Origin of the sequence: Flammeovirga sp. SubArs3 (genome assembly GCF_947387565.1) — a bacterium.
Classification (GTDB): domain Bacteria; phylum Bacteroidota; class Bacteroidia; order Cytophagales; family Flammeovirgaceae; genus Flammeovirga; species Flammeovirga agarivorans.
On sequence record NZ_CANDOA010000008.1, the window covers coordinates 187,141 to 202,389 of the forward strand.

Here is a 15,249-nt window from a genome sequence, read left to right on the forward strand (position 1 = left end):
CAATAATTAGATAACACTATTCGACCTATATATAAAAGGAATGAAGCAATTTTTTTTCACAGCACTTTTATGTGTGATTAATCTTTTCGTTTACGCAGACAACTCACCTGCAAAAGTTTTATCCACTTTTAATAAAAAATTAGGAGGTGGTAAATATGACATTGGCAAGTCAATTGTCAAAGCGCATGATGGTGGGTATGTCATTGCAGGAAGATCTGTTGGCACTAGCGGAAACATGGACATGAGTCTATGGAAAGTTGACGAAAGTGGTAATGTGAAGTGGAATTTCAAATTTGGGGACACCGAAACTGAAGAAGTTTATCAAATCATTGCAACAAAAGATGGAGGTTATATAACCGTAGGAAGTTCTGATTCTTATGGCCTAAGTAGAGATATTAAAGATACTTGGGTTGTAAAAGTAAATGCACAAGGCAAGCAACTTTGGATGCAAAACTATGGTGACGAACTTTCTATTGAGGAAGGCACTTGTATCTCTCAGACAGCTGATGGTGGTTTTCTAATTGGTGGTGGTATTATCCATCTAGACAAAGAAGACCCTTCAGAAATGGGTTTCCTTTTTAAAATTGATGAAAAGGGGACTGTTCTTTGGAGAAAAGATTATGGTGGAGCAAAAAATGATAAAATTATCGATTTAATTGTTAATGAAGATAGCTATATCGTTGTAGGTAACACTGAATCATTAGGAAAAGGAAAATGGGATATCTGGATGTTCAAAACAGACCTAAATGGAAATAAACTTTGGGAAAGAACATACGGAGGCGGTGATACTGAAAAAGTAAATAAATTCGTTAAAACCAACGATGGAGGTTACTGTATTGCTGGATACTCATATACATTTGCTGAAGCTAGTTTAGATGCATGGATTGTTAGGACTGATGCTGATGGTCAACAATTATGGCATAAATCTTTTGGCGGACTTAGTTATGATGAAGCCTGTGGAATCACTAAAACAAAAGATGGTGGATATGCTGTTGTAGGTTACACAGAAGTATATGTTCCTGATGAATATGGTGATAACACTAGTATCGAAGGATTTAATATGTTACTTGTCAAAATCAATGATAAGGGACAAAAACAATGGGAGAAATCTATTGGTGGAACAAAAGAACAAAGAGGCCAAGCTGTACTAGAGACAGAAAATGGTGATTTCCTAATTGTTGGTTCTATTCAGACTAGTGAACAAAATAACTTTGGTATATTGTTAGTCAGAACAAATTCACAAGGTTCAATCTAACCTAAAATTAAATTTCAACTGAACTACACAAAATATTATATAGCCTATTTACTAATTATCGTACTTTCTATATCAGTTAAGTCTTACGCTCAACAAGGCCTAACAGATATAGAAAGCGGTGATTTAGCCTTCCAAAAAGGGAATTACCTTGAAGCACTTAATTATTATCAAAAAGCAGAACTTAAAGACATTGACGCTTGCGATATTAAATATAAGGTAGCTCTATGCTATTTACATTCTCCTTTTAAAGTTAAAGAAGCTTTACCCTACCTTAAATTTGTCATCAAACATGAATGTCCTGCAGTTGGCAATGATGCACTTTATCACTATGCGTCACTTTTACAACTCAAAGGAAAGTTTATTGAAGCAATCAATTATTACAATGAATATCTAGAATACACAGAAGGAACATCTAGAAGTTTTAGTAATGTCAATCTTAAAATTCGTCAATGTGAAAATGGGACTAAACTAGGTGGTCATTCCAAAACATCAACAGAGACTACTGCGATTTTAGAGATTCCTATCAATACTTCATATGACGAGTATGCTCCAATAATTTCTAAGTTAGATAACTTCCTTGTTTTCAGCTCTCAACGACAAATTAATAGCTTTAATTATGTCTATGGGGATCAATATGCTTTCTTACCTGAAAACTTAAAAAGCAACGAAAAAGATGTTTACCTTTCTTATAGAAAAGGTGTACAATTCTCACATCCCTACCCGCAATTTGATGGTGAATACAAAGAAATATATCCTCTTTATGTACAAGATGGATCATATATGCTTTTGTATATAGAATATCCAAATGATGAAAGTGGCAAAGGAAATATTTATGAAACTAAAGTCAAAAAAGGGCGCTGGCAAAAACCCAAGAAATTAAATAGCAAAATAAACTCCTCATACGAAGAAAAAGGAGCATTTATAGCTAATAATGGAACGACTATCTATTTTGCATCCAACAGACCAGGTGGATATGGTGGTTTTGATATTTACAAAGCTATTAGAGTTGGAAAAGATGATTGGTCAAAACCTATTAATTTAGGTTCAACAATTAATAGTGAAAATGATGAAATCTTCCCATTCTTACATAACGACAATAAGACCCTGTATTACAGTACAAATGGAGAACTTTCCATGGGTGGTTATGATATTGTCGTTTCTTTAAAAGAAGGAGCTTCATGGGTAACACCTACTAATTTAGGCACCGACGTTAATAGCCCATTCAATGAATATCAATTTTCACAGATACCAAGTAAGCGTTATTCATATTTCACATCAGATCGCCAAGATGCACACTCTGTAGGTGGAAAAGATATTTACACGGTGTTCAAACCTGTTCATAAAATGAAAAGAGCCATTGTTACTGGTAATTTCAAAGTAATGAAAAATGATGTCAGTGTTCCTATTTCTTTAGTCGTAAAAGACAATTCCAATACTACTTACAAGAAATACGTTTATGATCCATCTCCTGAACAAGGTAAGTTCTTTATGATACTTCCTCCAGGAAAAAACTATACCATTACAATAGTTTATGATGATGTAGAATTATACAATGTAACCATAGACCTTCCAAAAGATACTTACAGATATCAACTAGACAAAGAACTCACTTTAGAAGATATCTCAGTATTTAATAAAGTAGTTGGCTTTGACATTGTCCCTTCAGAAACTCACTTTGAAATCACCACTTTTGATGATCTAAAAGAGAAAAAAGAAGAAGAAGCAACAGATGCTCGTTATGATGCATTATTGATGCTGATGGAAATGATTGTAGACCGAACAGACAAAGAAGGATTGGCATCATTAAACGCACTTGATGACCCTACCTTTGATGTTATTGCGTTGGACAATAGTTCTTCTTCGAATAGTCCTGACCCCTATTACACACCTTTATTAGATCTTATTGAGAAAGCATTTAATGAGGCAAATCCTGATCTTCTAACATCTTTAGATAGTGTTAGAGGTGATATAGGTGATAAAATCGTAAAACTACCTTCTGATTATCTAAATGATGATATTATGGTAGAAGAACGATACTATTTCCCCGAAGAAGAATTTGATATATCAACAGAAAATAAATCTAGCTTAAATGAATTGGTCTCTTTCTTAAAATCACGAGATAATGTAATGTTAGACATTGTGTGGTTTAGCAAAGAAGAAGAACAAAGTATCAGTAGTATCGATCAGATAAATGAAATGAGAATGAATTCTATTCTTAATTATTTATCGGCTAAAGGTATAGCTAGGTGGCAATATAAAATCAAAAAAGAAAAATATAAGACATCGGCTGATAATTCATGTATCATGCTTTCAGTAAGAATAAAATAGCATTGAACTCACAAAAACAGAACATATCGCCCCTTATTAAAGCCATTATTATTGGTTGTTGTCTGTTCTTTCTTAACCCCATCAAATCCAATGCTCAGTTTGATGAATACGAAAGAAAAGCTGCAATGATCAATACATTTGCAAAATTTGTCAATTGGCCATCACAAGCCTTTAAAGAAAATAATAAACTAGTTTTAGGTATTTTAGGTGATGACCCATTTGGTGAAGTTATTGATAACATGTTTAGAAATAGATATGTAAATGGCAGAGCATGGGAAATTAGACGAGGGCAAAGCATTAAAGACCTAAAAGGGTCACATATTGTATTTATGACTCAAGGTTATTCCAATGATGAAGTAAAATCGTTATTGGGTGAAATCTATGAAAAGAACAACTCCTTTGTGTTGACCATTGGTGATAATATTCCTAACTTCTGTAAAAATGGAGGTATTATCAACCTGACTCCAAATGGGTTGTATACATTAAATATTGTGTCAGCAAATAAAGCACAATTAACCATTGATGTAAAACTTCTTAACCTTGCTAGTGATATAATACCATATGACCCAGATTAAAACCATATTTCAGCAGTCATTACGAGTTAAACTGATAAGTATTATCCTATTAGTAAGTTTATTAGCTTCTTCCCTATCAACAATACTTTTCTGTGCTTACGACTTCCAACAATACAAAGAAAAGTTCATCAATGATACAAAACGGCTAGCCAAACTTATTGGTGACAATAATGATGCTTCAGTAGAATTACAGCAAGTAAATGCCGCTCAGAATAACCTTACAGAACTTCTATTCAACAATTCTCATATTCTAACAGGGGTAATTTTTGATAAAGAGCAACGTCTCTTCGCCTATTATAATCAAAGTGCTGTAAAAATAGCTCAAACTGATTCAATAGAATCCATAAGATCCATTTTATTAGATAAAGATTGGCAATTATCACATGCTGACTTTATCCCATCATATACTCAAAATGAAACTAACTTCTCTCTAATTGACAATCACTTAGATATTTATGTCAGTACTTTTGATGAAAACGGAAGAATCAACACCGTATTTCTACGTTCTGATTTAGATACTATACATGAAAGAATTACAACCTACATCATCATGTTTATTGTCATTGTAGGGTTAGTTGTATTTCTGGTATCTTTCCTATCTCTTCCTTTCCAAAGATCAATTTCAAAGCCTATTTTGGAATTGGAGAAAAAGGCAAATATTATTTCTAAGAAAAAAGATTTTTCAATACGAATAGAAGAGAAAAGGCAGGATGAAATTGGTCTATTAATCAATGCATTCAATGAGATGCTTTCAAAGATTGAAGCACAAAATGAATCGTTGATTTCGGCAAAAGATGTCGCAGAAACTTCAGCAAGAGCAAAACAAGAATTCTTAGCCAATATGTCTCATGAAATCAGAACACCTATTAATGGTGTAATGGGGATGGCTGATTTATTACAAGACACTCCATTAAGTTCTGATCAAAGTCAATTATTAAAAGTATTAAAAGGCTCAGCGGATCACCTTCTAGTAGTCATTAATGACATTCTAGATATTTCTAAAATTGAATCTGGTAAACTAACATTAGAGTACAAAAAGATTGATTTATTTGAGCTAATGGATAATATTCTTGCCTCACATAAACCTCAAACAGATCAAAAAGGACTGAATAGTATATTAGATATTTCTCAAAAAGTACCACAGTATGTGATTGGTGATCCGGTACGTTTGAAGCAAATTCTTATTAATTTATACTCGAATGCTATAAAGTTTACTTTTGAGGGAAGTATTATTATAACAGTCCGATGTTTAGAAGAAATTGATGAACAAATCAAATTACAATTCTCTGTAAAAGATTCTGGAATCGGTATTGAACAAAGTAAAATAGATCAAATTTTTGATAGTTTTACTCAAGCTTCCAACGCAACAACACGAAAATTTGGAGGAACAGGTTTAGGATTAAGTATCTCAAAACAATTAGTTGAGATTCAAGGCGGTACAATGCAAGTAGAAAGTAAGCCTAATTTTGGTAGTACTTTCTATTTTGATATTACATTCAAAAAATATATTGAACAAGAAACACAAAAGACAGTAGTTCCTTCACCAAAAGTGATTGATGAACCTCCAATTTTATCTAACAGAACAAAAAAGATACTTTTAGTGGAAGATAACGAGGTAAACCAGATGTTGGTTTTACGACTTCTAAAAAAATGGGGATACGCCACTGAGGTAGCAGATAATGGCCTAATTGCTTTAGATAAATTAAAAGCTGATAGTTTTGACCTGATATTAATGGATGTTCATATGCCTGAGATGGATGGATATTCGGCAACAAAAAAAATAAGAGAAGAGTTTGAAGATCCAGTATCTGCCATTCCAATTATAGCAATGACCGCCTCTGCTTTAAAAGGTGAATTTGAAAGGTGTAAAGAAGCAGGCATGGATGATTATATCTCAAAACCATTCAAAAAAGATATTCTAGAAGAAAAAGTTAGAACTCACACAAATAAAAATTAATAGCAAAGCCGAAATAAGCGAATAATTATTCACTTATTTCAGCTTTTTGGCTTATTTTTCAATAAAATATTTCACTCCTAGTTCGTAACCTTTAAGACCTAAACCAGCAATTGTACCTACACAATTTTTGGCCATATAACTATGGTGTCTAAAAGCTTCTCTTGCATGAACATTTGAAATATGCACTTCAATCACAGGGGTTTCTACACCTGCAATTGCATCTGCTATTGCTACTGACGTATGTGTGTAAGCACCTGCATTAAAGACAATTCCATCATACGAAAAGCCTACTTCATGAATATAATCTACTAAAGACCCTTCGTGGTTAGACTGTCGGTATTCTAGCTCTACATTAGGAAAAATCTCCTTTAATTGCTCAAAATATTCTTCAAAAGAAGTATTGCCGTAGATAGTTGGTTCTCTCTTACCTAAAAGGTTAAGGTTTGGTCCGTTTAGTATTAAAATCTTCATTTTGACAAATTATTAATTAAATTAGAGAATCGATGTAAAAACACATTGATAGACTCTAAACTATATTTTATACCTTATATATAATAATCTAAAATTATGTTTATCCCAAGTATGCTACTCAAGCAGCTATATACTAGAGGTAGCTTAAACAACACTGACACTGGAATTTCATTTTCTTTAAAAAATAGACTTAAAGATGCCGAAATTAAAGAAATTCTCCACATAAAGATAGATGGCAAAGAAGTAAATATCGACCAAGTCTTTATGAACACTTCTGAAGAAGAAAATATCCCTGCCACATCTATTAATAAAGATAATCGTATTGATTTTCCACTGCGTAAGGTAATAAATATTGAAGTAAAAGGACATGATTCATTGGCTATAGAAAGACATGAATTGGAAATTTCTGTAAAGGCATCTCCTTTTGGAAATTTGAAGTTCTCTGTCAATGATTCTATTCCTGACCCAAAAAATCAAGATGTAAGAGTTCCTAGAGATGAAATGGATGATTTTGGTGAGAATATTATCAAAAAACGTCAAGAATTTGTCTCTGAATTTACAGGAAAACCAATAGATCATATTGGCAAGTACTCAATTGATCCACATGAACTAAGTGGCAATATAGAGCACTTCACTGGTGTTGCACAGATACCAATGGGATTTGCAGGTCCTATAAAAGTAAACGGTGAACATGCGATTGGTGAGTTTATGATACCAATGGCCACAACCGAAGGTACTCTAGTTGCATCATACAACAGAGGAATGAAAGTAGCCAATATGTGTGGTGGTATTAAAGTATCTGTTGTTGACGATGCCATGCAAAGGGCTCCAGTGTTTGAATTCGAAGATGCTAGAGGAGCTAGAGACTTTGTGCAATGGGTAAAATTAAATTTTGATACCATCAAAGCAGAGGCGGAAACAACTTCTTCAATAGCTGATCTCGTATATATTGACCATTTCTTATCAAATAAGTTTGCCTTTTTACGCTTCAACTTTAAAACTGGTGATGCAGCAGGGCAAAATATGGTAGGTAGAGCTACATTCGCTGCCTGTAGTTGGATACTGGATCAGTATTCTGGAATTAAAAACTTCTTCCTTGAATCTAATTTTGCCACTGATAAAAAAGCTTCTCAGATTAATATCATGAGAACTCGTGGTAAACGAGTAACGGCTGAAGTAACCCTAAAAAAAGAGGTATTACAACAATATATGAGAGTTGACCCTGAACAACTAGATCACCACTCTAGAATTGCTGCTATTGGCTCTTTCCTTTCTGGAGTTAACAATACAGGTCTACACTCTCCAAATGGCATTACAGCCATGTTTATAGCCACTGGCCAAGATGTTGCCAATGTATCTGAATCCTCAGCTGGGATTATCTATACAGAATTAACATCAAATGGAGATTTATATATTTCTATTACTATACCTTCATTAATTATTGCCACATATGGTGGTGGTACTGGTATTGGTACACAGAAAGAATCCCTTGAATTATTAGATTGCTATGGTAAAGGCAAGGCTCATAAATTTGCTGAAATTGTAGCTGCTGTTGTTCTAGCTGGAGAAATCTCTCTCGCATCTGCTATCTCATCTTCTGATTGGGTAAGTAGTCATGAACAGTACGGAAGAAACCGATAATATTCTACATCGAACAGTCATATTTTTTAATAAAAAAGGAGTTGCTATAATTAATATCGCAACTCCTTTTTTTATTGGTATGATCTCCTTAGAATAACCTTAGAGAATCATGGCCATTATTATCATCATCCTTTTTAGGAGATTCCTCTTTATTTTGACTTTCTGTTTCTTCGATTGGATCGTCTTTGCTTAAAAGCTTCGCATCAGTAACTCTATCATGAGGGATTTTGTTACCTAGTGCTTTCCAACCTTTTACTTCAACAAACTCTTTTAGATTAACTTGTTCTTTTTCTCTCTTTCTACCATTCGTATATTTTAATTCAACCAATGGTGACATCTGAGTTGTTACAAGCAATAATCTTGATGCATTTGCCTCATTAATAAACTTAAAGCGTTTATTCATGGTAGACGTCTCGATATGGAAACGTTTAATATAGTATTGGCGATTATTTGTATCGTAATGTACAGCTGAAATTGCTTTGTAAGGTAAAAACTTCTCAATAAGAACTACCTTCTTCGCATCATATCTATTTGTGATTTCAAAGTTGGTTAACTCATATTCTCCATCTTCATAGAAAATGATAATACGGTCTTCATCTTTGAATTTACCAAGATACTTCCCGTTTTCATCTTTATTAAGGACTCCAACAGCTTCATCATACCACAAATCAATAGCCGGTAATGTAGAAACACCTTCGCGTTTCAAGGTTACTCTACGAACAGGATATTTTGTCAGTATATTACCTTGTGATCCTCTTCCTTTGATTTCTAAATCTGCAAAGTCATACTCAAATGATTTTACTTTTGCTGAGCAATTTGGTGATAATGATACTCCAACCACTTCCGCTTCTCCGTTAGGGTTTGAAGAGAAATAGGTTACTTTCGATTTAGGAGACCCTTTAGTTACGTTATATTCTTTATCCCTAGTAAAGCTTGGAACTTGGAAACGTTTCACTCTTGTAACACCAGTAGATCCATCTAAATATACCGCATTGTAGACCTTACGTTCATCGCCTTTAACATAAACTTCAGCATGAAGAATATTCTTACCAACGAACTTCTTATCACCAATCTTGGTAATCTTATATTCACCAGTAGCTCTGAAAACGATAATATCATCTATATCGGAACAATCCATTACTTCTTCTACCCCATCTTCTTTCTTTAAGTTGTAACCGATAAAGCCTTCTTTTTTATTTACATAAAGCTTGGCATTATTGGCTGCCACTTTAGAAGCTTGGATAGTATCAAAAGTAGTTAATTCTGTTTTTCTTTCATGATCCTTACCATACTTCTTCAACAAGTTAGTGAAGTAGTTGATAGTGTAATCAATAATATTCGCAAGGTTATATCTCACCTCTTCAAGGTCTTCTAAAAGAGATTTTAATAACTCATCTGCTTTAAAACTATCAAACTTAGAGATTCTCTTAATTTTAATCTCTGTAAGTCTAACAATATCATCTTCTTTGATCTCTCTGTAGAAACTTGGTTTATAAGGTTCCAGACCTTTATCGATGGTCTCAAGTACGGCCTCCCAAGTTTCACATTCTTCAATGTCTCTGTATATTCTATTCTCAATAAAGATTTTCTCTAATGAGCTAAAAAGAATTTTTTCCTGAAGCTCACCTTCTCTAATCTTTAATTCCGTTTCAAGTAACTCTACGGTATAGTCTGTATCTCTTTGCAGGATATCTTCTACACCCATAAAGACAGGCTTGTCATCAATAATAACACAAGCATTTGGTGAGATAGACACTTCACAATCTGTAAATGCATACAGTGCAGCAATAGTCACATCTGGAGACTGACCACTCGCAAGTTGAATTTCAATTTCTACATGCTGAGCCGTATTATCAATAACTTTCTTGATCTTGATCTTACCCTGATCATTCGCTTTGATAATAGAGTCAATAAGACTGGAAGTAGTGCATGTGTAAGGAATCTCTTTGATCAATAAAGTCTTATTATCTGGAGATTCTATTTTTGCTCTAAGGCGGATTTTACCTCCCTTTAAACCATTCCCATAGTTTGAGCTATCCATTAATCCACCCGTTGGAAAATCTGGTACAATATGTACTTTCTTTCCTTTTAGGATATCAATTGACCCTTTTATTAACTCTTTAACATTGTGAGGCATAATCTTCGTGGCTAAACCAACAGCGATACCTTCAACACCTTGTGCTAATAATAAAGGGAATTTAACTGGCAGATTGATAGGTTCTTTCTTTCTACCATCATAAGAAAGTTGCCAGTCTGTAGTTTTAGGATTAAAAACTACCTCTAGAGCAAATTTGGATAATCTTGCTTCAATATAACGTGGAGCGGCAGCACTATCCCCCGTACGGATATCCCCCCAGTTACCTTGTGTTTCAATTAGAAGTTCCTTTTGCCCTAAGTTGACTATCGCGTCTCCAATTGCAGCATCACCATGAGGGTGGTATTGCATCGTTGATCCGATAATGTTTGCTACCTTATTAAATCTGCCGTCATCCATTTCTTTCATTGAATGCAGGATACGACGTTGTACAGGCTTCAGTCCATCATAAATGCTGGGCACCGCTCTTTCTAAGATTACATATGAAGCGTAATCTAAGAACCAGTTTTGGTACATACCATCGATGTGAACTACATTATTTTCTGAATTTTGTCCGTTCTCCACGTTAACTCTCAAAAATTGGTCGTCTAAAAAAATTGCCTAGATCACAAAAATATAGATTTGTTGATCACATGCAAATGAATTTGCTCAATCTCAATCGAAAGTTTTATATAAAATCACAAATTTTTAAACAATGAGTGATATTTAGTCATTTTTCAGTTCAATATTCCATCAAAAGTGAAAAAATGATCAAATAAAAAACCTCTAAAAGAAATTCATCTTCTAGAGGTTTTAGTAGATATATTTTTAGTCCTGATTATACAGAAACATTATTATCTCTTAAAGCATCGTTAAGTGATGTTTTCTTATCAGTACTTTCTTTACGTTGACCGATAATCAAAGCACAACCTACTGAGAATTCACCTGCTGGGAATTTTTTAGTGTAGCTACCTGGAATTACTACTGATCTTGGAGGAACATAACCTTTATATTCTACAGGCTCGTCACCAGTTACATCAATAATTTTTGATGATGCTGTTAAAGTAACGTTAGCTCCAAGTACAGCCTCTTTACCAATATGAACACCTTCTACCAAGATACATCTTGAACCAACGAAAGCACCATCTTCGATAATTACTGGAGATGCTTGAACAGGCTCAAGTACACCACCAACACCAACACCACCAGAAAGGTGAACATCTTTTCCGATTTGCGCACAGCTACCTACTGTTGCCCAAGTATCTACCATTGTACCTGAATCAACATAAGCACCAATATTTACATAAGAAGGCATCATGATTACTCCTTTGTTCACAAATGAACCATAACGAGCAATAGCGTGAGGTACAACACGAACACCTTTATCTGCGTAATCTCCTTTTAATGGAATTTTATCATGGAACTCAAATGGACCAACTTTAATAGTTTCCATTTCAGCTAATGGGAAAAACATAATTACTGCTTTCTTTACCCATTCGTTTACCTGCCAACCGTCTTCAACTGGTTCAGCAGTTCTTAAAACACCTTTATCTAGATCTTCAACAGTAGCTTTTACTGCATCAATATATTCTTGTTCTTTTAACAAAGCACGGTCATCCCATGCTGCTTCGATTAATTGTTGTCTAGTCATAATTTTACAGTATTTACTGTATTTTATAAGATAATAAAATCGTATATTTTTCTATTTAACAGCCGGTTGATTGAGGGCTATTAGAAAACAGGGCAAACATAAGGAATCTGTTGGAAGTTTCCACCAAAGTGATAAAAATAAACAAATGCAACATCCTGTGTTAAATATAAAACAAAACCACTTTAAGTTTACCTCAAAGTGGTTATCGTAGATTCCAAAACTGGAATAACTTACTCTATTCAAATATATATTTAGTAGTATCTAATCATACTGTTTCGTTTTTACTTTCCTGTAATACTTTCCAGTCTTTTTCAAATTTCTCAACTACCTCATCTGTAAAAGTATAGCAATGCATCATTTCTGAAGTAGGTTTTAATAAGACTTTCACTTCATCCACCCAATCTTCATCAGCAACAGCAACAATAGCAGAAGTTCCCGGACTAATCGATTCTTTTATATCTTTTAATAAATCATTAGGAATATCTAGAGCGTCACTCTTTAGCCATCCTGCGATAGCTCCTACACCTAAACCGGCTGCAACAGAACCTGCAAATACTTCTGCAGCAAATATAGCAGCTCCATATATTGCACCAATTGGTCCAACTAACATACCTACTAAACCGCCAATTATTGCTCCCCAAAATGCATCTCTTCCTTCAGTATCATGCAGTGTAGTTTTGCCATCTTTGGATTTTGTGATTACAGTATATGCACAGAGATCTAATTCATCACGCTTTTCTTTTTTTGCTAAAAGCTTAAATTCTTGCTCTGCTTTTTGTTCTTCATTATATACCGCTACTATTAATCTTTTATTATTTTTCATAATGGTAAAGTTTTAATTTAAGTAGAAAAACAGATATCTGTGAGATATTAATTGTAATTATTACACATACAATATCATCAATTGAATCTACCTTTCTGATGATCATCATCACCTATTTTAAATCTTTACTCATTGTAATTCCCTGATTATCAATTATACTATTTACAAGCTCCCAAGTCGATTTTAAGACAGCTTGGTTCACCTCTACGATAATATCTTCATTTAAAGGATCTGGTAAAATAACATTCTGATCTTTCGGGTAGATTGGAAGAACCGCCTCACTTTCATTCTGAAATCTATCTAATGAGGATATCAGATAGGTGTACGTTTCTATGTTAGAAGTGCGTTGATCTACGAAGCTTGTCTCTCCATTTTTTAGAATTTTCAGAATCTGCCTAGGATCATTTATATCAGGAAGCACACCTTTATCTGCAGAATAAATCACAAAAGTTGTTGGAATATCTCCATCCTCAGCTTTTTCAGGAGTCTCCCATTTCAAAGTTACTCCAATTGGCATTTCTTTGATTGTTGGACTTTGAGGAGGTAATGGAACGGTACCATCAATCCATGGCATAGTTGGAAGTAATGCAGGATATTTATAAAATGTTTTTAATGTATCTCCTATCCCTCCTTGGTTATTCCAGACTGCTGTCGAATTATATAAAATAGACCCTTCTACTGCCTGATTATCCCTTGCTGCATATAATTGGTCGGGCATTTCTGTTTTATCTTGCCACCCTCTTTCTAATGAACGATCGACCCTATACACAGCATGCCCTGCATATAAGTGTTTACCAAATGTATTTTCTCCCCACCAATCTAAAAGCTTTTTAAACGGAATATTTTTATGCTTTGTACTTTGATAAAGTTGAGGTGCAACATAGTCAATCCACCCATTCTGTAACCAAAGACGAACATCAGCATATAAATGGTCATACGATGTATAACCTGACCTTGTAGGTGACCCATCATAATCTTCTCTTTCATTCCTCCATACACCATATGGGCTCACCCCAAATTTCAATGATGGTCTTTTATCTAAAATCAACTGGTGTACTCCTTCAATAAAAGTATTGATATTCGATCTTCGCCAGTCTCTTATACTTTCATTGGCTGTTCTGTATTTTCGCCAAGTAGCTCTATCGCCTTTAATTTCTCCATGATCTGGATAAGGATAGAAGTAATCGTCAAAATGAAGAGCATCAATGTTATAATTAGATATTAATTCTTCTATTACTGAATTGACATATTGATGTACTTCCGGAATACCCGGATTTAATATTTTCAAATTGTGATATTTCAACATCCACTCCGGATGAGTCTTTGATATATGGTCATTACAAACTTTTACATATTGGGTGTTGGTTACTGCCCTAAAAGGATTTACCCAAGCATGAAATTCCATACCTCTTTTATGTGTTTCCTCAATCATAAATTTCAAAGGATCATAAAAAGGCTTTGGAGGCATCCCCTGTTGACCACTTATAGACAAGGCCCAAGGTTCAATATTACTCGGGTAGATAACATCTGCACTTGACCTCACTTGAACAATAAGTGCATTAGCACCTCTCTTCTGATGAAAATTAAGTAAAGAAATAAAATCTCTCCTCTGCTGTTCCGCAGAATCCTTCTCACTAAAAGGCCAATCGATGGCATTGAGTGTCGCCACCCATACCCCTCTAAATTCTCTTTTAGGATAATTCTCTTGACCAAAAGTGAAAGAGATTGAAAATAATAACAGTATATGTAAAAAAATCGCCTTCATTGTACTTATGTTCTATTGGAAAGCAGAGAGAAAAAAAAGTTTTTATAAATTTGTCTCATTCTCAAAATTACTAAGATGCAGCAATTCTTTAAAGAAAAAACACCATATATCATCATAATCGCCTCAATTTTACTAGGAGGATGTAGTTTCTTTGGACTAGATAAGGAACTCAAAGATCTCACCATAAATGATTTATTGATCACAACTGCTAGTGAAATTTACATCCCTTCTTTGGCTGATGAATGGACAGAAGGCAATCCAGTATTATATTCTGATACTAGAGACAGTGTTATTCAGAAGAATTTTATTGATATCAATCAAATTAGAAATGGATCTTTCAGTAGAATACAAATCAGTGCTATTTACCCATCAGACTCAACATTATATATTTTAGATTCTGTGGATGTCTATCTAGAAGACCTCCATGATAAAAAGGTAAAAATTGGGTATTTATATGATATCACAACAACTTCTACTCCCAAAACATTAGATATGGATCTAGAAAGTGCTTCATCAGGATTAATTGGTGAAATTTTCAGATCAGATACTGTGATTATCACTTCAAGGTTTCACCTGAGAAATAATGTCCGTACAGATACCATGACATTCAATGTTGAAGCCACTTATCAATTAACCAACTAGTATATTACCCTTTCGAAATCACCACCAATTCAAGAAAATAATCTCAAAGAACCCTGAGAGTTTACAT

The 15,249-nt window shown here is 34.1% G+C and carries 11 protein-coding genes; 6 read left to right on the forward strand and 5 right to left on the reverse strand.

Annotated elements, in window-relative coordinates; translation table 11 throughout:
• Positions 1-40 precede the first annotated feature (40 nt).
• The 4 genes from QL232_RS21165 (at position 41) to QL232_RS21180 (ending at position 6,115) form a co-directional block, all read left to right on the forward strand.
• Positions 41-1,255, forward strand: coding sequence for a hypothetical protein (locus tag QL232_RS21165; RefSeq protein WP_168884964.1), 1,215 nt, complete (start codon positions 41-43; stop codon positions 1,253-1,255).
• Between the two features lie 780 nt (positions 1,256-2,035).
• A complete protein-coding gene (locus QL232_RS21170; protein ID WP_281615667.1) occupies positions 2,036-3,583 on the forward strand; it encodes a hypothetical protein in 1,548 nt (515 codons plus the stop codon).
• 2 nt (positions 3,584-3,585) lie between these two features.
• The gene (locus tag QL232_RS21175; RefSeq protein ID WP_168884966.1) at positions 3,586-4,158 is read left to right on the forward strand and encodes a YfiR family protein; all 573 of its coding nucleotides are present in this window, start codon (positions 3,586-3,588) and stop codon (positions 4,156-4,158) included.
• Complete coding sequence (locus tag QL232_RS21180) at positions 4,145-6,115, forward strand: response regulator (RefSeq protein WP_281615668.1); 1,971 nt, start codon at positions 4,145-4,147, stop codon at positions 6,113-6,115. Before QL232_RS21175 ends, QL232_RS21180 begins: the two co-directional genes overlap by 14 nt.
• Before the next feature lie 51 nt (positions 6,116-6,166).
• On the opposite strand, the gene aroQ is transcribed toward QL232_RS21180, so the two are convergent.
• On the reverse strand, positions 6,167-6,586 hold the full coding sequence (gene aroQ, locus QL232_RS21185) for a type II 3-dehydroquinate dehydratase (RefSeq protein WP_168884968.1): 420 nt from the start codon (positions 6,584-6,586) through the stop codon (positions 6,167-6,169).
• Positions 6,587-6,697: 111 nt separating this feature from the next.
• Here aroQ and QL232_RS21190 point away from each other — a divergent pair, with 111 nt between their 5' ends.
• Positions 6,698-8,227, forward strand: coding sequence for a hydroxymethylglutaryl-CoA reductase (locus QL232_RS21190; RefSeq protein ID WP_281615669.1), 1,530 nt, complete (start codon positions 6,698-6,700; stop codon positions 8,225-8,227).
• Between the two features lie 88 nt (positions 8,228-8,315).
• On the opposite strand, the gene QL232_RS21195 is transcribed toward QL232_RS21190, so the two are convergent.
• The 4 genes from QL232_RS21195 to QL232_RS21210 form a co-directional block, all read right to left on the reverse strand.
• Positions 8,316-10,886, reverse strand: coding sequence for a DNA gyrase/topoisomerase IV subunit A (locus tag QL232_RS21195; RefSeq protein WP_281615670.1), 2,571 nt, complete (start codon positions 10,884-10,886; stop codon positions 8,316-8,318).
• 253 nt (positions 10,887-11,139) lie between these two features.
• Positions 11,140-11,952, reverse strand: a complete 813-nt coding sequence (locus QL232_RS21200) for a 2,3,4,5-tetrahydropyridine-2,6-dicarboxylate N-succinyltransferase (RefSeq protein ID WP_168884971.1) — start codon at positions 11,950-11,952, stop codon at positions 11,140-11,142.
• Positions 11,953-12,217: 265 nt separating this feature from the next.
• A complete protein-coding gene (locus tag QL232_RS21205; protein WP_168884972.1) occupies positions 12,218-12,775 on the reverse strand; it encodes a DUF1269 domain-containing protein in 558 nt (185 codons plus the stop codon).
• 112 nt (positions 12,776-12,887) lie between these two features.
• A complete protein-coding gene (locus QL232_RS21210) occupies positions 12,888-14,540 on the reverse strand; it encodes a family 10 glycosylhydrolase (RefSeq protein WP_281615671.1) in 1,653 nt (550 codons plus the stop codon).
• Positions 14,541-14,615: 75 nt separating this feature from the next.
• Between QL232_RS21210 and QL232_RS21215 the strand changes: the two genes are divergently transcribed.
• On the forward strand, positions 14,616-15,182 hold the full coding sequence (locus QL232_RS21215; protein WP_281615672.1) for a hypothetical protein: 567 nt from the start codon (positions 14,616-14,618) through the stop codon (positions 15,180-15,182).
• The last annotated feature ends 67 nt before the right edge of the window (positions 15,183-15,249 follow it).